The sequence below is a fragment of the Paracoccus sp. (in: a-proteobacteria) genome (assembly GCF_032007265.1).
Lineage (GTDB): Bacteria > Pseudomonadota > Alphaproteobacteria > Rhodobacterales > Rhodobacteraceae > Paracoccus.
The window spans coordinates 22,791-40,046 of the sequence record NZ_DALZMB010000005.1; the positions used below are offsets into that span (position 1 = coordinate 22,791).

A 17,256-nucleotide genomic window follows, 5' to 3' on the forward strand; every position below is an offset into this window, starting at 1 on the left:
GCGAAATGCCGGATTATTCGGCGGCAATCATCGTCGTGAACTTGCCGCACCAGTCGTTCTTCTGAACGATCGGCCAGAGGCCACGGCCATCAACCTCTGCCGGGGCGACGGGCGGGTTGACGCGGCACAGACCTGCATCCGAAAGCTGGATCGGCGAATTGGCGGCGTGGTCTTCGTAGAATGCGCAAGAATTGCAAATTGCGTGGCTCATCGGGATGTCCTGTCTGGCTGGTTTCGATCAACAGCTTGCTGGCATCCGCTGGCTGGCTGTGTTGCGGCAGATATGTGGGCCAAGGCTGCGAAGGTCAATGAAAAATATAATAAAAACAAATACTTAAGTAGTTTGCTTTGGCATTCAAGACCAAGGGAAATTATCGGATAGAGGAAAAATCTTTTGAATTCGGTGGCTTGCGGGAAAGCCGCGAATTGGGGTGAAAAGACGACAGAAATGCTTGTTAGCCCGACCAAAAAACTTTCTTGGCCAAGTCATAACCTGATGGAATCTATATGCTTTCTTGAACCGGATCTGTCCGCGAATCACTGCTGCGCGCGTCATGGGGCAACCGGTCCAATCGCGGCATGAAAAAAGCGCCCCCGAAAGGGCGCCTTATGCTCAGCAGGGGCGGGCTATGGCCTAAAGTTCCAGCTCGCCGCTTTCGATCTGGCGCTGGCGTTCGCGGAAACGCATGCGGTCAGCATCGCTATATTCCTGCGCGCAGCGATGACAGCAGACGCCTTCCTCGAACTCGGGGCGCAGCTTGTCCTCGGCCGAAAGCGGGCGGCGGCAGGCATGACACAGCTGATAATCCCCCTGAACCAGCCCGTGGCCAAGGCTGACGCGTTTGTCAAAGACAAAACACTCGCCCTGCCATTTGCTGTCATCCTGCGGCACATCCTCTAGGTATTTCAGAATGCCGCCCTTGAGGTGATAGACCTCGGGAATGCCCTGAGACAAAAGGAAGTTCGTTGATTTCTCGCAGCGGATGCCGCCGGTGCAGAACATGGCGATGCGCTTGTTGTGAAAGCGATGGGCGTTCTCTTGCCACCACGCGGGAAAGTCGCGAAAGCTTTTGGTGCCGGGATCGACGGCACCGTCAAACGTGCCGATTTCGACCTCGTAATCATTGCGCGTGTCGATTACGGCCACATCGGGTGCCGAAATCAGCGCATTCCAATCCTTGGCCTCGACGTAATGGCCGACCGAGGCGGTCGGGTCCACATCCGGCTGGCCCATGGTCACGATTTCCCGCTTGAGGCGCACCTTCATGCGGGCAAAGGGCATCTCGGCGGCCGGGCTTTCTTTCCATTCGAAAGCGGCGCAGCCGGGCAGGGTACGGATATGGGCCAGCACGGCGTCAATACCTGCACGCGGACCAGCGATGGTTCCGTTGATGCCTTCGCGCGCAAGCAAAAGCGTGCCCTTGATGCCGCCTGCCTCGCATAGGGCCAGCAAGGGCGCTTGCAAGGCGGCCGGATCAGGGAATCGGGTGAAGTGATATAATGCGGCGACGGTAAACATTGCTGCCGCTTGCCTTAACTTTGGCCAAGGATCAAGTAAACTTGGATGCACTCGCAGCAAATTGCTTGCAGCCCCGGACAAAAACCGCAAACCTAATGGCCTGAATTGGTTGGGGGGCCGGATGTCCAAAGCTTTGATCGTTATCGATATGCAGGTCGATTTCTGCCCGGGCGGTGCCCTTGCGGTTGCGGGCGGTGACCAGATCATTGCGCCGATCAACGCGATGATGGCGGATTATGATGCGGTGATCCTGACGCAGGATTGGCACCCCGCCGATCACACCAGCTTTGCCGATAATCACCCCAATGCCGCGCCCTTTTCGGTAATCGAGATGGATTACGGACCACAGGTGCTGTGGCCGCGCCATTGCGTGATCGGATCGACTGGCGCGGATTTTCACGCCGGGCTGGATCTTGGCACAGCCGATCTGGTGTTGCGCAAAGGCTTTCGCGCCGGGATCGACAGCTATTCGGCATTTTTTGAAAATGACCACCAGACGCAGACCGGCCTTGCCGGCTATCTGCGCGACCGCGACCTGACTGATCTGTCCTTTGTCGGGCTGGCCCATGATTTTTGCGTGGCATGGTCGGCGATCGACGCCGCAAAACTTGGGTTTCAGGCACGTGTTCTGGAATCCGCCTGCCGGGCGATTGACCTGAATGGCTCACTTGAACAGGCCCGCAGCGGTATGATTGCGGCAGGAGTAATACTGGCATGATGATTCCGACCGTCGATATCGCGACGCGCGTTTATAATCACAAATGGAAAATCGATCCGATTGTGCGCTCGCTAATCGATACCGACTTTTACAAGTTGCTGATGTGTCAGTCTGTTTTCCGCAATCGCCCGGAAACCAACGTCACCTTTAGCCTGATCAATCGCAGCAAAGGGATCCGCCTTGCTGATCTGATCGATGAGGGGGAGCTGCGCGAGCAGCTTGACCATGTGCGCGGCCTTAGCCTGACACGTGGCGAAAGCACCTGGCTGCGCGGCAATACATTTTACGGCAAGCGACAGATGTTTCGCCCCGATTTCATGGAGTTTCTGGAAAATCTGCGCCTGCCTGCCTATCAGCTGGAAAAGCGCGATGGCCAGTACGAGCTGCATTTCGAGGGGAAATGGCCCGAAGTGATGCTGTGGGAGATCCCAGCGCTTGCGATCATCATGGAGCTGCGCTCGCGGGCGGTTCTCAAGGACATGGGGCGATTTGAGCTGCAGGTGCTTTACGCCCGCGCCATGGCCCGTCTTTGGGAAAAGATCGAAGAGTTGCGCAAGCTTGGCCCCGATCTGCGCATTGCCGATTTCGGCACGCGCCGCCGCCACAGCTTTTTGTGGCAAGACTGGTGCGTTCAGGCGATGGTCGAGGGCTTGGGCGACGAGCGCTTTATCGGCACCTCGAACTGTCTGATCGCCATGCGCCGGGATATCGAGGCGATTGGCACCAATGCCCATGAATTGCCGATGGTCTATGCGGCCTTGGCCCAAAACGACGACGAGCTGCGGCAGGCGCCCTATAAGGTGATGGCCGATTGGCATGAAGAGCATGACGGCATGCTGCGCATCATCTTGCCCGATACCTATGGCACCAAGCATTTTCTGGAACATGCGCCAGATTGGCTGGCGCGCTGGACAGGTATCCGCATCGATTCGGGCGATCCTGCCGAGGGCGCCGAGACGGCAATCGCATGGTGGAAAAGCCGGGGCGAGGATCCGCGCGAAAAGCTGATCATCTTTTCCGACGGGCTTGATGTCGACAAGATCCGCCAGCTGTTCGAGCGCTTCCACGGCCGCGTCAAAGTCAGCTTTGGCTGGGGTACGCTTTTGACCAATGATTTCCGCGGGCTGGTGCCGGGCGATGGGCTTGCGCCTTTCTCATTGGTTTGCAAGGCGGTCGCAGCCGACGGGCATCCGACGGTGAAACTGTCGGACAACCCGGAAAAGGCGACCGGACCCGCCGAACAGATTGCGCGCTATAAGCAAGTCTTTGAAATCGGTGCCCAGAAAAGCATCAAGGTCGAGGTTTGATCTGACGCAATAGGAAAAGGCCGGGGCAGGTTGCACCCGGCCATTTTCTTGGCGCCGATCCCTTGCCTTAGGCTTTGTCGCGCCAGCGGTTGACCAGCGGATAACGCCGATCCAACCAAAAGGCCTTGCGCGTGATGCGCGGCCCAGGCGCGGCCTGATAGCGCTTCCACTCACTGCCAAAAAGCAGCGCTTGCACCTTGAGAACGACCTCGGCCGGGTGGCCTTTGGCGACCAGTTCCTTGACGGATAGATCATCCTCGACCAAGCCCTCCAGAATGGCGTCAAGGACCTCATAGGGGGGCAGGCTGTCCTGATCCTTCTGATCGGGACGCAGCTCGGCCGAGGGGGGCTTCGAGATGATGCGCGGGGTGATCACCTCGCCCGGTTTGCCCAGCATCCAGTCGCGGTGATTGGCATTGCGCCAGCGGCAGGTTTCAAAAACCCGCGTCTTATACAGGTCTTTGATCGGGTTATAGCCGCCCGCCATATCGCCATAAATCGTGCAGTAGCCGACTGCGACCTCGGATTTATTGCCGGTGGTCAGCAACAGCCCCCCGAACTTGTTCGAGATCGCCATAAGCATGACGCCGCGCAGACGGGATTGGATGTTTTCCTCGGTCGTGTCGGGCTGAGTGCCCACCATCAAATGGGCCAAGGCATCGCCGACCGCGTCACGCGCGCCATCAATGCGCACGCTGTCAATACGCACGCCCAGCCGGTTGGCACAATCGCTGGCATCCTCAAGGCTTTCGGCCGAGGTATATTCGCTTGGCAGCATGATGCAGCGCAGGTTTTCAGGGCCGATCGCATCGGCGGCAATGGTCGCAACCAACGCCGAATCGATGCCGCCAGACATCCCCAAAAGCGCCGTTTTAAAGCCAGATTTGCGCATATAGTCGCGCAGGCCCTCGGTCATCGCCCGGTAATCTTGTTCCCATTCATCGGGCTGGACATCCATCTGCCCGGCCTCGGCGCGCCAGCCATTTGGGGTCTGCACAAAGTCGACATGCGCAAGGACTTCATCGAAGGGCACAAGCTGCACGACTTTTTCCACGCCGCCCGTCGGGCCGGGGTTCAGCACGAAGCTGGCACCGTCATACAGCTGATCATCCTGCCCGCCGACTGAATTGACATAGACCGCAGACAGGCCCGATTCCAGCACCCGCGCCACGATATGGTTCATGCGCAGATCAAGCTTGTTGCGGTGATAGGGGCTGCCATTGGGGATCAGCAAGATCTCGGCCCCGGTCTCGACCAGCGTTTCTGTGACCTCGGGCCACCAGCTGTCTTCGCAGATCGGGCTGCCGATGCGCACAGGCCCGATCCGATACGGCCCGGACACCGGCCCGGAATCAAACAGGCGCAATTCGTCAAACAGCTGCTTATGGGGCAGGTCATGCTTTAACACCCGCGCCACAACGGCCCCGCCCTGCAAGACCCAATAGGCATTGTACAGCTTGTCGCCTTCGCGCCACGGGCCGCCAATGCCAATCGCTGGCCCATCCGCGCATTCGCGCGCCAAAAGCTCGATCGCGGCAATCGCATCTGCGGTAAAGGCGTGTTTAAGGACCAGATCCTGGGTCTGATAGCCGGTGATGAACATCTCGGGCAAAGCCAATAGATCAGCCCCCGCCGCCTTGGCCTCGATCCAGGCGGCGCGTGCTTTGGCACTGTTGCCCGCCAGATCGCCCACGGTCGGATTGAGCTGCCCCAGTGTGATACGGAAACGATTGGCCATCGCGCTCTCCCTGCCTTGCTGCTTCTGTTGATAGGCGAGGTCGCGCGAAAGGAAAAGTCGGCCTTTGCGCCCTGCGCCTGCATAGGCTAAACCCGTCTAAAAAGCAGGCATACCGGAGGCAAGGTGATGAAGGCAGTGATTGCCGCCACGGCGATTTTTCTGGCAGGCGCTGGCATTGCCGGGGCCGATACTGTCATCACCAAGCAATATGATGACGGTGGCGTCTACGAGGGGACATTCCGCAACGGCCGTCAGCATGGTCGCGGCAGCTACAAGCTGCCCAATGGCTATGCCTATAGCGGCGACTGGGTCGAGGGCGAGATCCTGGGCCAGGGCAAGGCCACTTTCCCCAATGGCTCGGTCTACGAGGGCAGCTTCGCCAAGGGGAAGCCCAGCGGCAAGGGCAAGATCACCTATGCCGATGGCGGGACTTATGAGGGCGACTGGAAAGACGGTGAAATTACCGGGCAGGGCGTTGCCCATTATGCCAATGGCTCGGTCTTTACCGGCGGTTTTCTGGATGCGCTTCATCACGGCAAAGGTGTGCTGACCCAGCCCAATGGCTATCGCTATGAGGGTGATTGGAAAAATGGCGTCAAAGAGGGGCGGGGCAAAATCACCTATCCCGACGGTGCCATCTACGAGGGGGACATGCTGGCCAACCAGCGCGCCGGCCGCGGCAAGCTGACCATGCCCGATGGGCTAAGCTATGATGGCGGCTGGGCCGCAGGTCAGATGAGCGGCGAGGGAAAGTTGGTCCAAGCCTCGGGCGATACCTATACGGGCCGGATGGCGAATGGCAAACGCGAAGGCCAAGGCGTTGCCACCTATGAAAACGGCGATCGTTACGAAGGCACCTTTCATGACGATAAGCGCGATGGCCGGGGCGTGTTCACGGGCACGGACGGCTATCTTTACGAAGGTGACTGGGTCGAAGGCCGCATGGAGGGCATGGGCCATATCACCTATCCCGATGGTTCATCCTATGATGGGGCGTTGAAAAACGACCTGCCCGACGGCCGCGGCAAGATCACCTACCCTGACGGCGCGACCTATGAAGGCGACTGGGCCGAGGGCGTGATCGAGGGACAAGGCGTGGCAAAATATGCCAATGGCCTTGTCTATGAAGGGGGCTTCAAAAACGCCCGCAACGAAGGACAGGGCCGCATGGTCTATCCAGGTGGCTATGTCTACAACGGTGCCTGGCACGAGGGCCAGCGCAGCGGTGAGGGCCAGGCCACCTATGCCGATGGAACAACCTATGACGGCAGCTTCGTCAATGGCCTGCGCGAAGGCAAAGGCCGCCTGATTACCCCCGATGGCTTCCGCTATGAAGGCGGCTGGAAACAGGGGGAAATCGACGGCGAAGGGGCTGCGACCTATAAAAACGGCGACACCTATACCGGCAGCTTTGCAGCAGGCAAGCGTCAGGGAACTGGCGTGATGCGCTACGTCACGGGTCAGGTTGCTGCCGGCGAGTGGGAGGACAATCGTCTTGCCAAGCCGACAGAGCCCGATGCACCAGATGCGGTCGCCCCGCCCGAGGCAGAGTTGCCTGCCGAGCCTTCAACGAACTAAGCGTCCTCTGCCTTTCTCCGGAATAAAAATACCCCTAGCTGCATGGCCGCTGGGGGTATTTTTATTCCGGAGAAAGGCGCGGCTGTCATGGCGCTTTTACAGCAAACGAATGGCAGCGCTTTCGGGCCAATGGGCAAAGGGCAAGACCCGTCCGTCACTGCGGCTTTCCTGAACCTTGCTCAGGTCGACCTCGGCTTTGACCCAACCGGGCTGGTTGAGTGTGCCCTCGGCGACGATGCCGCTTTCAGGCCAGAGCCCGTCAGAGGGGGCGTAAATCGCGGCAGCCCCTCGGTTTTCATCGATGGCGGGGTTCCAATCGACATCTCCGACGGTTGGTGATTGCACAACGACGCATTGCGCCTCGAGCGCGCGGGCCATGGCGCCGATCTTGACACGATTGAAGCCTGCGATCGTATCGGTGCAAGACGGGACGAGGATGATTTCGACCCCCGCCTCGGCAAGGGTTCTGCCAAGCAGAGGGAATTCACTGTCATAGCAGATCAAGATACCAAGTTGGCCCAGTTTCGTGTCGAAGATCCGTAAGCCGGGGTTGGCGATCACATCCCAGTCCTCGCGTTCGAACCGGGTCATGATCTGCTTGTCTTGATGGCCAATTCGGCCTTCCGGCCCGAAGAGCACGGCACGGTTATAGGGACGCTGATCCAGAAAGACCGGCCCAGAGGCTGCGAGGATGTAAACGCCGTGACGTTTGGCCAGCTCGCAATGCAATTGATCGCGCATCGCCTCATGGCGCGCCACCTCGTGAAGGCTGGCCTCGAGATCGGCGGCGATGGCGGGGCCGCCAAGTGAGGCAAGCTCCATCGCGCCATATTCGGGGAAGACGAGCAGGTCGCAATCTGCTGCCTTTTCGACCCAATCCGTGATTTTGCGTGTGTATTGCTCGGGTGAATCGAACCAATCGAAATCATAGGCAGCGGTTGCGATCTTGACGTTTCTCACAGCGATTTCATCCAAAATTGCAAGGGTTTGGCCGAGGATCGATCCGCGCCGATGTCTTTCCATTCGAAACTGGCGATGACGCCGGGCAGGGGGGAATAGCCGCGCTTGTGCCAAAAGCCGTCGAGCGGGCGATAGTCTGCGGGTCGGGCCGGGTGGTCTGTCGGGCGCATCACGCTGCAAAAGGCGCTGTATTTGCGGCCCAGGGCGCGAGCCTGTGCCTCTCGGCCGTCGAAAAAGGCATGGCCCAGCCCCTGTCCGCGATATTGCCCCAGCAAGACCGATTCCGCGCAGTAAAAGATCTGGTCCAAGGGTTCGGGCCGGTTGGCGAAGGCGGCGGCGAAATCCTGGGCGTGATCCTCCATCGGGGCGCCCGTCGCCGCGCCGATCATGCGCGCGTCGTCATAGGCCGCGACCACCACCGCGCCGGGTGATTGATAGGCGCGCAGATAGTCGCGCTCGTAATCCAGATCGCCATCATAAAGATAGGGCCAGTCCCGAAAGACGGCGATGCGCAGCCGTGCCAGATCATCCAGCACGGCCTCGACAGCGTCTCCGGTCAGGACCCGGGTGGTGATCATCCGACGACCTGCTCGGTCCAGTGCGAGAGGTTGTAATAGGTCGTCACCCGCGAGATTTTGCCGTCACGGATCGTGAAGAACGTACCTGCGGGCAGGCGATAGGTTTGGCCATTGGCCTCGGGAAGGCCTTCGTCGGTTTTCAGATATGTGCCATTGACGATGAATTCAGCGGCGGCGCGATCACCGGCTTCATTGACGAAAATCACCATATCGGTGAGATTTTCCTGATAGCTGTCCGTCATATGGCGGTTGAATTCCGCAAATAGCTCTTTGCCGCGACGGATGCCGCCTTCGTTCACATGATGCTCGATATCATCATGCAGCATGGCCAGCATGTCATCTGTGCGGCCGGCATTGAACGCATCATAGTAAGCGATGATGAGGGCTTTGGTATCCATGGTGGGCTCCTGTCGGTTTAGCCTGATTTAACCCTTCCACGCGCGGGCGTCACCTCCATCCTTAGGTCTAAGGCCGTGACGCGATCGCGGTGGATTTTGTGGCATTTGGCCGTTAAGTCAAAAGGGCATCAATCGGAGACAGCTATGACCAACCTCGGCCCACGCGACATCACCTGTTTCAAAGCCTATGACGTGCGCGGACGGTTGGGGATCGAGCTGGATGAGGATGTAGCCTATCGCATCGGCCGCGCTTTTGCGCAGGGCCGTGGGGCGAAAACCGTGGTGGTGGGCCGCGACAGCCGCGAATCCTCGCCCATTCTGGCGCGAGCGCTGATCCTTGGCCTGACCGAGGGGGGAGCGGATGTGCGCGATCTTGGCCTTGCTGGCACCGAAGAGATGTATTTCGCCACGGCGCATTTTGGCGCAGATGGTGGGATCGAGGTTACCGCCTCGCATAATCCCATTGATTACAACGGCATGAAACTGGTTGGCCCAGGCGCTGCGCCTTTGGACCCGGACACCGAATTCAAAGAGCTGGCGGCCTTGGCCTGCAAGGGCGGCTTTGTCGAGGCCGAGCATGTCGGCGTGGTCACGCCCTTTGATCAGGCCCGCGCGGTCTATGCCAAAGCGGTCGTTGATTTCGTCGATGTCGGAGTTTTGCGCCCGATGAAAATCCTGGTGAATGCGGGCAATGGTACGGCGGGGCCGACCTTTGATGTGATTGCGGCCGAGCTAGCCTCGCGCGGGGCGCCGCTCGAGTTCATCCGCATCAATCATGATCCCGATGCGGCCTTTCCCAACGGTATCCCCAATCCATTGCTTGAGGAAAACCAGCCCATGACTGCCGATGCGGTCCGCCAACATGGTGCAGATCTGGGTCTGGCCTGGGATGGTGATTTTGACCGTTGCTTCTTTTTTGACGAAAATGGCCGCTTTATTGCCGGAGAATATATCGTGGGCCTTTTGGCAGCGGCATTTCTGGAAAAGCACCCCGGTGAGAAAATCGTGCATGATCCGCGGGTTGTGTTGAATACACGCGATGTGGTTGCGGCCTCGGGCGGGCAGGCGGTGCAGGCACGCACGGGGCATGCCTTCCTTAAGAAAGCCATGCGCGAGCAAGGCGCGATCTATGGCGGGGAAATGTCTGCTCATCACTATTTCCGCGACTTCCATTTCGCGGATAGCGGCATGATCCCTTGGCTTTTGGTGGTCGAACTTTTGTCGCGGCGTGGCATGTCGTTGTCGCAGATGCTGTCGGAACGGATGCGGGCCTTTCCTTCATCGGGTGAGATCAACTTCCGTCTTCAAGACCCCGACCGCGCCATTGCCCGCGTGCTGGCACAATACGAGCCGCAGGCTTTAGGACGGGATGATACCGACGGGATCAGCCTGGAGTTTGCCAATTGGCGCTTCAATCTGCGGCGTTCGAACACAGAGCCGGTGGTGCGGCTCAATGTGGAATCCCAAGGCGATGCGGCCCTGGTCAAGGCGCGGCGGCGCGACATCGAAGAGCTGCTATTGGCCGACTAAGCCCCGGGGCTGGCTAGCCTTTGGGCTGCGCCAGCGCCGCCGGTGGCTTGGGCGCCTGTGCCGGTATTTGTGCGGGTACCACCACCGGGGCGTCTTCGTCGATATAACTGCCAGGAGGGGCGCGCATGATCGCCTCATGCAAGGCAATCGCCTCATTCAGGTTTTCGAAAAACCTTAGGCGCCCACGGTCCAAAACCGCGCCCATCGTGCACATTTCCCGCACCATAGCCATGGAATGGGTCACGACGATGGCCCCGGATTTGCTCATCCGATCCGAGAATACCCGCTGAGATTTGGCGCGAAAGGCGGCATCCCCGACCGAGGTGACCTCGTCCACCAGATAGGTATCAAACTTGATCCCCATACTGGTCCCCATCGCCAGCCGTGATCGCATACCTGCGGAATAGGTGCTGAAGGGACGGTGAAAATGCATTCCCAGCTCAGCGAAATCGCCGACATAATCGACCAGTTCGTCGCTGTCGACGCCATAGATACGCGCGACAAAGCGCACGTTTTGCGCGCCCGTCAGATCGCCGTGAAAGCTGCCGGCAAAGCCGACGGGCCAGGAAATCGTGCCACTGGACACCACGCGACCATAGGTCGGAGAGATCGTGCCCGCGATGATGCTGAGCAGGGTCGATTTGCCTGCGCCATTGCGCCCCAGCAGCGCAACCGACACCCCCGAGGGAAACACCGCATTGATGCGGTCGGCAACCACATGCTGCACCCCTTGGCGGCGAAAAATCTTGGTCAGTTCCTCGAGACGGATCATCGCTATTTGCGGTCGCGAATACTGTAATAAACCAAGGTCATGATCGACCAGCTGATCAGCAAGACGCCAGCGGCCAGTGCCAAAAGCCGCCAGCGATTGGGCTCGATCGAGGCTTCGGCAATGCGCGGCGAGATATGGGTCGCAAGATAGCGCGACTGTCGCTGCGCCTCGACCAGCGCGGTCTCATAGCCAATCCGGGCCGAGCGATAGGCGCCTTCTGCAAATTCGCGATCAACGGCCAGTTTTTCGTATTCCGACACCATCTGCGCATAGCTTTCGCCGTTCGGGCCTTGCCCTTCGGCACCGAATTTCGCGCGCTCTTTGGCGATCAGATTGTTCAGCGCATCCAGTTTCTGCTGGGATTGAATCACACGGTTATCGGTCGGCTTGGCGTTTTCGCTTAGCAGATCGTGCTGGATCATCTGCTCGGCCAGGCGGGCCTGCAAACCGCCCAGAACGCCCATTTGACCGGCCAGATCTGCCTGTGGATCAACAATTTGCGTGCGCATGCGGAAAGCGGTCATATCCTGACGTGCCGCGATCAAGGCAACGCGGGTCTTTTCCAGCTCTTGCGTGGAGAGGCGCATGGCATCATTGCGTGCGATCGCCGATAGCTCGTTGATCTTGTGGTCGCTGGCTTCCAGAATGCTCTGGGCGATAAGTTGGGCATCTTCGGGGGCGAAGGCGCTGACATTCAGCGTGATCAGCCCGGTAGAATTGTCGTAGTAAACCTGCACCTGACGCTGCCAGTAGTCGGTCAGATCCTCGATCGTGCCCTTGGGATTATAAGCGAAAACAAAGTCATAAGGCCAATCGCGCGAAAACATCTTTCGGATGTCAAGCTTCTGATCGACGGTTTCGACCATGTCGTGGCTGCGGATATATTGATAAAGAATATCAGTATCCGAAGCCCCGACCGTTCCCCCGCCCAAGGCTGCCAAGCCGCCCAAAAGGTCAATCGACGAGGCCTTGTTATCCTCTTTGCGCACCGAAAATCCGGTGGTCGATACATATTGATCCGAGGCGCGGGTCCACAGATAGGCCGCGGTCAACACTGTCGGCACGATCACGATCAGCACGAATGTCAGCAAAAGCACCCAGTGACGTTTTTGTGGCTGGGCTGGTTGCACGGGCTGGCGCACGGGTTGCGGCGCGGGATGGCCAACGGCCTGATTTGGCCGGGGGGGCGCAGCGGGTGGCGGCGGTGCGGGCCGAACCTGCAAAGGTTGAGGTGGGGCAGGCCGGGGCGGGGCGTCCTGGGGCAGCGTCCGGGGCGGATGAGGGCGTGGTTCGCCACCACCTGCCGGCGCGGGTTGCGGTTCGGCTTGCGGTTTTGTTGCGCCGGAAGGCGCGGGCGCAGGTTGGGGTGCCGTATTGGCGGGGGCGGGCGCTGCCGCGGTATCCGAGGGCTTGGGCTGTGCCGCCGCTGCGGGGTTGGGAACAGATGCAATCACGGTCCCCGCCGCCGGGGCTTGCGGTGCGGGCTGACCCGCGCCAGCAGCCGCAGCATGCCCTGAATTGGCTGCTCCTGCGTTCTGGCCTGCGGTTTGCGGTGAATTCGCTGCCGAAGATGGCTGTGCGCGCAAGGGATCAGTCTGTTGGGACACGTAAAAGGGGCTTTCGATAAGTTGCCTTCCTCCTATAGTTGTTACATTCACCCATTGGTCAAGTCCAACCCCTCGATGGAGGTCGCTGTCATTCCTGCTTTCGATGACCAGCCGCAAAAGACATATCTGCGCGCGCATCGCACACCGCGACCCCGCTTTTTGATGGCGCGGATCGTGACTGCTTTGATGCTGCGCGAAATGGCGACGACCTATGGCAAATCCGCAGGCGGATATCTTTGGGCGGTACTCGAGCCGGTTTTGGGCATCGGCCTGTTATCGGTCATTTTTTCGCTTTCTCTGAACAGTCCGGGTCTGGGCACCAACTTTCCGTTGTTTTACGCGACAGGCTTTCTGCCTTTTGTGATGTTCAACGAAATGGGCAATAAAGTCGCGACCTCGATCCGGTTCTCGCGCCCCTTCATGGCCTATCCGGGGGTCACATTTCTGGATGCGATGGTGGCGCGCGCCCTGCTGAATGTGCTGACCCATTGCAGCATCATCGCCATTGTCATGACCGGGATCTTTGTGATCTTTCAGCTTCCGGTCGATGTCGATATCGGCGCGGTGGCATCCGCGCTGATCATGACGACGCTGCTTGGATTGGGGGTGGGAACGCTCAATTGTTATCTGTTCATGGCCTTCCCGATCTGGGAGCGCGCCTGGAGCATCCTGACCCGGCCGCTTTTCCTGATCTCGGGCTTGTTTTTCACCTATGACATGCTGCCCTCGGCCGCGCAGGATGTGCTGTGGTACAATCCGCTGATCCATTGCATCGGCATGATGCGGCACGGATTTTATCCGACCTATGAGGGGGCCTATCTTAGCATGGGCTATGTATTGGGCATCTCAATCGTTTTGATCTTTTTCGGGCTGCTGTTGCTGATCCGTAAATATCGCGACCTGTTAGAGGGCTAAAGCAACAGGTCGGAGGACAGGAACTGAGATAGCCCGTTCAGTTGAATGGTCAGATCGGCCTTGCGATCGCCATCCAGGTCCACGCTAAGCACCACCATATCGCTGCGATATTCAGCGCGGATCTGGCCTGAGGATGAGAAAGCGGCGGTGCCGATATAGCGAAGGCCCAAGCCGCGCATATCCAATACGTCCTGACGTATGGCGAAATCGGTAATGACATCTGTGGAGCGATCAAAGCTATTGCGATTGTCGAAAAGGAATACATCTTTTCCGGCGCCACCGCTTAGGCGATCAGAGCCGGGACCGCCCGAAAGTCTGTCATTTCCGTCGCCGCCAAACAGCCAGTCATTTCCGACCCCCCCACTTAGCAGGTCATTGCCGGGCCCGCCGTGCAGCGTATCATGGCCATCCTCGCCATGCAGGTGATCATTGCCGAGACCACCATCCAGATAGTCATTGCCCCCTGCACCAAATAAGGTGTCATTGTCCTCATTGCCATAAAGTTGGTCGTGACCCTCGCCGCCATAGAGAAGGTCTTCGCCCAAACCTCCGTAAAGCGTGTCGTTATCCTGATCACCGAAAAGCCGGTCATTGCCGCTGCCGCCCCGCAAAACGTCGTTGCCGTAGCCGCCATAAAGCGTGTCATTGCCGTCATCGCCAAATAGCGTGTCATTGTGGCCATTGCCGTGCAGCCAGTCATGGCCCGCGCCACCGCTGAGATAGTCATTCCCGGCGCCACCATAGAGCGTGTCATTTCCACCCTCTCCGAACAGCTGGTCATTGCCCTCACCTCCATCGAGAAGGTCATTGCCGTCGCCGCCATAAAGCGTGTCGTGATCCTGATCACCGAAAAGCCGGTCGTTGCCGCTGCCGCCCCGCAAAACATCATTGCCATAGCCACCGTAGAGGGTGTCATTGCCCGCATCGCCATAAAGCCAGTCGTTTTGACCATTGCCATGAAGAAAGTCGTCGCCATCTCCGCCATAAAGGGTGTCATTGCCTGCGTCGCCGTAAAGCCAGTCATTGCCTGCGCCGCCATCTAGCCAATCGTTGCCCTCACCGCCGTACAGGGTGTCATGGCCCGCTTGACCCAGCAGACGATCGTTGCCGTCGCCCCCGGAAAGCCAGTCCTGCCCGGCGCCCCCGTAGAGAGTATCTTGATCGGCATCGCCAAACAGGCGGTCATCCCCATTTCCCCCGTCTAAGCTATCGTTGCCGTAGCCGCCGTAGAGGGTGTCATTGCCATCATTGCCAAATAGCGTGTCGTTCTGTCCGTTTCCGTGCATCCAGTCATTGCCGCCCCCTCCCGACAGCCAATCGTTTCCCTCGCCGCCGTAAAGGGTGTCATTGCCGTCGTCGCCTGAAAGCACATCATTGCCGATGTTGCCGTTCAGCAAATCCTGTCCAGCGCCCCCATAAAGCGTGTCGTCACCTTCATCGCCAATCAGGGTGTCGTTGCCAGCGTGGCCATGCAGCAGGTCATTCCCCGGCCCCCCGTAAAGCTGGTCATCACCATCTTCGCCATAGACGCTGTCATTGCCAAAGCCGCCATAAAGCGTGTCATTGCCCTCGCCGCCAAACAGCGTGTCATTGTCGCGGTTGCCATAAATCAGATCGTTGCCAGCCCCGCCATAAATCAGGTCATGGCCGTCGAAGCCGGTTAATTCGTCATGCCCTTCGCCGCCGTAAAGCGTGTCATTGCCCAGCCCGCCAAACAATGTGTCGTCATCTTCATCACCGTAAAGCAGGTCATTGCCGTCCCCGCCGTCCAGATCGTCGCGCCCTTGACCGCCGTATAGCGTGTCATGTCCGGCGCCGCCCAACAGCAGGTCATTGCCATCGTGGCCGCGCAGCAAGTCGTTGTCGTCGCCACCATCCAACGTGTCGTTACCCGCCCCGCCCATCAGCGTGTCATTACCAGCGCCACCATTCAGGTAATCCGCCAGATCCGCCCCCATCAGCAGATCATTTCCACCCATGCCAAAAAGCCGCCAGATCCCGGTGCTGACCGTCAATGTGTCGTTCCAGGATGAACCATATTGCGCGTTACCCGAGGCCGGTGGCGGGTAATGGGCATGGGGAAACATGGCGTTGGTAAACCAAGACAGATCTAGGCGGTTGCCGTCGCGCGAATATATGTCAATCGTCGTGGCGCCAAACTGGACCCGCATCCCCCAGGCCTGGGGGGACATCGTCAACTGCATGGTCGAGCGGATCATGCCCAGATTGCTTAGGTCCAGCCGATCAAGGCCCGCCTCGAAATTGGTGATCGTAATGCGCCCCGTAACCGCACTAAGAACGAAGACATCGCTGCCATCACCGCCGGACAGCGAAATGGGATTGGCGCCGCTGACCAGAATGTCATTGCCCTTGCCCCCCAAAAGCGCCGTCGTATCCGACCCTGCTTTCAGCAGGTCATTGCCATCCGTACCGGCTTGACTGCCCGCAGCTGTGGTCTGGGTTCGGCCGATGATGCCTGGGTCGAAGCTGAACTGGGTGATCCCCGCTTCCGTCGATGAGGTCACGAAAACCGCAATCTTTCCATCAACCGCAACGGCCTTGATCGCCGTGACCTTATCCAGCGACCAGCCGTCACGATCGGCAAGTGTCAGCAGGTGGATCAGCTGGCCATCTGGCATCAGGGTGAAAACCGTGATGCCGCTGTCACGTCCGCCTGCGAAAATAAAGGCCCGTCCATCCATCATCAAAGAGGCAAGCGCCGTAACACCTGCAAAGCGCGTGGTCAGCTCATCGATCACGTGATCGCTGGGCAATAGCTCTCCGCTCGCGGTCACACGCATCACGGTGAGGGACGAACTGATCGCAGAGCCGACCACGATATAGCTGACACCCGCGACCGAGACCGCCTGAATATGGTTGGGTTGGGTCAGCCCGAGACCATTTTCCCCCGTCATCACCCGCACGGGCCCGCCAATGCCATCCGCCGTCATCTCTTGGATGGAAATCGCATTGGCCAGCGATGAAACCCCGACCAGGAACTTCTTTGAGCCCACAGAAACGGCGACAATTTCATTCACTTCGGCATGGGGTGGGGCGCCCGAAAAGGGCAGTTCGGCCTGAGAGGCCAGCTGAATCCGGCCTGTGGGGTCGAGTTGCCAGATCGAATAGCCCAGCTGATTGTTGTTGACCGTGTAAAGAAAGTCCTGAGCATCGATCCGAAACTGGCCCAGAAGGATCACGTTTTTGCCCAGTCCCTCTGGGCCAGAGGTGGTGAAACTTGTCCCAAAGGCGCCGCTGCTGTTCAGGCGATAGTTAAACCCACCGTTTTGCATCACCCCCGTACCGGCAAGCACCAGATCCGAGCCCAAACTCAGCAGTTCGATCCGGGGCAGATCCAGATACCCCACCGCAGGCCCATAAGCGGCCCCGCCCAAATAGGTGATCGGCTGATTGGCCCCGCTTAAGCGATAGGCCGCAAGGCCACCGCCCAGATGGGTCGCCGTATAAAGCCAGACGCCAGAGCCTTCGGTGACGACGGCCATATCGGTGATATTTTGCGTAAACACCGCCGGATTGGCGAAATAGGTGGTGATATGACGATATTCCATGGCCAGATGTCGTGAAGTCCTGATTTAAACCCCGAAAAGCGCAGTGGTGACGCTAGCCAGATGGGCT

The 17,256-nt window shown here is 59.0% G+C and carries 14 protein-coding genes; 5 read left to right on the forward strand and 9 right to left on the reverse strand.

Translation table 11 applies throughout. From position 1 onward, the window contains the following. Window positions 1–13: 13 nt before the first annotated feature. Window positions 14–211 (reverse strand): hypothetical protein, encoded by a 198-nt coding sequence (locus RTS12_RS02240; RefSeq protein ID WP_312525067.1) that lies wholly within the window; start codon window positions 209–211, stop codon window positions 14–16. A 423-nt stretch (window positions 212–634) separates the two neighbouring features. After that, on the reverse strand, window positions 635–1,519 hold the full coding sequence (locus RTS12_RS02245; RefSeq protein WP_312525069.1) for a rhodanese-related sulfurtransferase: 885 nt from the start codon (window positions 1,517–1,519) through the stop codon (window positions 635–637). Window positions 1,520–1,640: 121 nt separating this feature from the next. Between RTS12_RS02245 and pncA the strand changes: the two genes are divergently transcribed. Together pncA and pncB are read left to right on the forward strand one after the other, a co-directional pair. Further along, on the forward strand, window positions 1,641–2,237 hold the full coding sequence (gene pncA, locus RTS12_RS02250) for a bifunctional nicotinamidase/pyrazinamidase (RefSeq protein WP_312525071.1): 597 nt from the start codon (window positions 1,641–1,643) through the stop codon (window positions 2,235–2,237). After that, window positions 2,234–3,544 (forward strand): nicotinate phosphoribosyltransferase, encoded by a 1,311-nt coding sequence (pncB, locus tag RTS12_RS02255; RefSeq protein WP_312525073.1) that lies wholly within the window; start codon window positions 2,234–2,236, stop codon window positions 3,542–3,544. The genes pncA and pncB overlap by 4 nt, the downstream gene beginning before the upstream one ends. A gap of 67 nt (window positions 3,545–3,611) precedes the next feature. Here pncB and RTS12_RS02260 read toward each other — a convergent pair whose 3' ends face one another. Beyond that, entirely contained in the window at window positions 3,612–5,282 is a 1,671-nt protein-coding gene (locus tag RTS12_RS02260; RefSeq protein WP_312525075.1) for an NAD+ synthase, read from the reverse strand. Window positions 5,283–5,408: 126 nt separating this feature from the next. Between RTS12_RS02260 and RTS12_RS02265 the strand changes: the two genes are divergently transcribed. Beyond that, a complete protein-coding gene (locus tag RTS12_RS02265; protein WP_312525077.1) occupies window positions 5,409–6,860 on the forward strand; it encodes a 2-isopropylmalate synthase in 1,452 nt (483 codons plus the stop codon). Between the two features lie 96 nt (window positions 6,861–6,956). Here RTS12_RS02265 and RTS12_RS02270 read toward each other — a convergent pair whose 3' ends face one another. The 3 genes from RTS12_RS02270 to RTS12_RS02280 are packed head-to-tail and all read right to left on the reverse strand — an operon-like array spanning window position 6,957 to window position 8,796. Continuing rightward, a complete protein-coding gene (locus RTS12_RS02270; protein ID WP_312525079.1) occupies window positions 6,957–7,820 on the reverse strand; it encodes a carbon-nitrogen hydrolase family protein in 864 nt (287 codons plus the stop codon). Beyond that, complete coding sequence (locus RTS12_RS02275) at window positions 7,817–8,398, reverse strand: GNAT family N-acetyltransferase (protein ID WP_312525081.1); 582 nt, start codon at window positions 8,396–8,398, stop codon at window positions 7,817–7,819. The genes RTS12_RS02270 and RTS12_RS02275 overlap by 4 nt, the downstream gene beginning before the upstream one ends. Then, window positions 8,395–8,796 carry a ketosteroid isomerase-related protein gene (locus tag RTS12_RS02280; protein WP_312525083.1) on the reverse strand — a complete coding sequence of 134 codons (402 nt, stop codon included), beginning with the start codon at window positions 8,794–8,796 and terminating at the stop codon, window positions 8,395–8,397. Before RTS12_RS02280 ends, RTS12_RS02275 begins: the two co-directional genes overlap by 4 nt. A 144-nt stretch (window positions 8,797–8,940) precedes the next feature. Here RTS12_RS02280 and RTS12_RS02285 point away from each other — a divergent pair, with 144 nt between their 5' ends. Beyond that, window positions 8,941–10,326 (forward strand): phosphomannomutase, encoded by a 1,386-nt coding sequence (locus tag RTS12_RS02285; protein WP_312525085.1) that lies wholly within the window; start codon window positions 8,941–8,943, stop codon window positions 10,324–10,326. Window positions 10,327–10,339: 13 nt separating this feature from the next. On the opposite strand, the gene RTS12_RS02290 is transcribed toward RTS12_RS02285, so the two are convergent. Together RTS12_RS02290 and RTS12_RS02295 are read right to left on the reverse strand one after the other, a co-directional pair. Further along, complete coding sequence (locus tag RTS12_RS02290) at window positions 10,340–11,098, reverse strand: ABC transporter ATP-binding protein (protein ID WP_312525087.1); 759 nt, start codon at window positions 11,096–11,098, stop codon at window positions 10,340–10,342. Between the two features lie 2 nt (window positions 11,099–11,100). Then, complete coding sequence (locus RTS12_RS02295; RefSeq protein ID WP_312525090.1) at window positions 11,101–12,705, reverse strand: capsule biosynthesis protein; 1,605 nt, start codon at window positions 12,703–12,705, stop codon at window positions 11,101–11,103. Between the two features lie 21 nt (window positions 12,706–12,726). On the opposite strand from RTS12_RS02295, the gene RTS12_RS02300 reads away from it, so the two are divergent. After that, complete coding sequence (locus tag RTS12_RS02300) at window positions 12,727–13,620, forward strand: ABC transporter permease (protein WP_312525092.1); 894 nt, start codon at window positions 12,727–12,729, stop codon at window positions 13,618–13,620. Here the strand turns inward: RTS12_RS02300 and RTS12_RS02305 are convergent. Further along, the gene (locus tag RTS12_RS02305) at window positions 13,617–17,189 is read right to left on the reverse strand and encodes a calcium-binding protein (RefSeq protein WP_312525094.1); all 3,573 of its coding nucleotides are present in this window, start codon (window positions 17,187–17,189) and stop codon (window positions 13,617–13,619) included. The genes RTS12_RS02300 and RTS12_RS02305 overlap by 4 nt on opposite strands. Between the last annotated feature and the right edge of the window lie 67 nt (window positions 17,190–17,256).

Excerpts from the sequence above, each read along its gene's own strand:
- RTS12_RS02265 (WP_312525077.1), top strand. The coding sequence starts at position 5,409 with ATGAAGGCAGTGATTGCCGCCACGGCGATTTTTCTGGCAGGCGCTGGC.
- RTS12_RS02260 (WP_312525075.1), bottom strand. The coding sequence starts at position 5,282 with ATGGCCAATCGTTTCCGTATCACACTGGGGCAGCTCAATCCGACCGTG.
- RTS12_RS02275 (WP_312525081.1), bottom strand. The coding sequence starts at position 8,398 with ATGATCACCACCCGGGTCCTGACCGGAGACGCTGTCGAGGCCGTGCTG.
- RTS12_RS02305 (WP_312525094.1), bottom strand. The coding sequence starts at position 17,189 with ATGGAATATCGTCATATCACCACCTATTTCGCCAATCCGGCGGTGTTT.
- RTS12_RS02240 (WP_312525067.1), bottom strand. The coding sequence starts at position 211 with ATGAGCCACGCAATTTGCAATTCTTGCGCATTCTACGAAGACCACGCC.
- RTS12_RS02245 (WP_312525069.1), bottom strand. The coding sequence starts at position 1,519 with ATGTTTACCGTCGCCGCATTATATCACTTCACCCGATTCCCTGATCCG.
- RTS12_RS02280 (WP_312525083.1), bottom strand. The coding sequence starts at position 8,796 with ATGGATACCAAAGCCCTCATCATCGCTTACTATGATGCGTTCAATGCC.
- RTS12_RS02290 (WP_312525087.1), bottom strand. The coding sequence starts at position 11,098 with ATGATCCGTCTCGAGGAACTGACCAAGATTTTTCGCCGCCAAGGGGTG.
- pncA (WP_312525071.1), top strand. The coding sequence starts at position 1,641 with ATGTCCAAAGCTTTGATCGTTATCGATATGCAGGTCGATTTCTGCCCG.
- RTS12_RS02285 (WP_312525085.1), top strand. The coding sequence starts at position 8,941 with ATGACCAACCTCGGCCCACGCGACATCACCTGTTTCAAAGCCTATGAC.
- pncB (WP_312525073.1), top strand. The coding sequence starts at position 2,234 with ATGATGATTCCGACCGTCGATATCGCGACGCGCGTTTATAATCACAAA.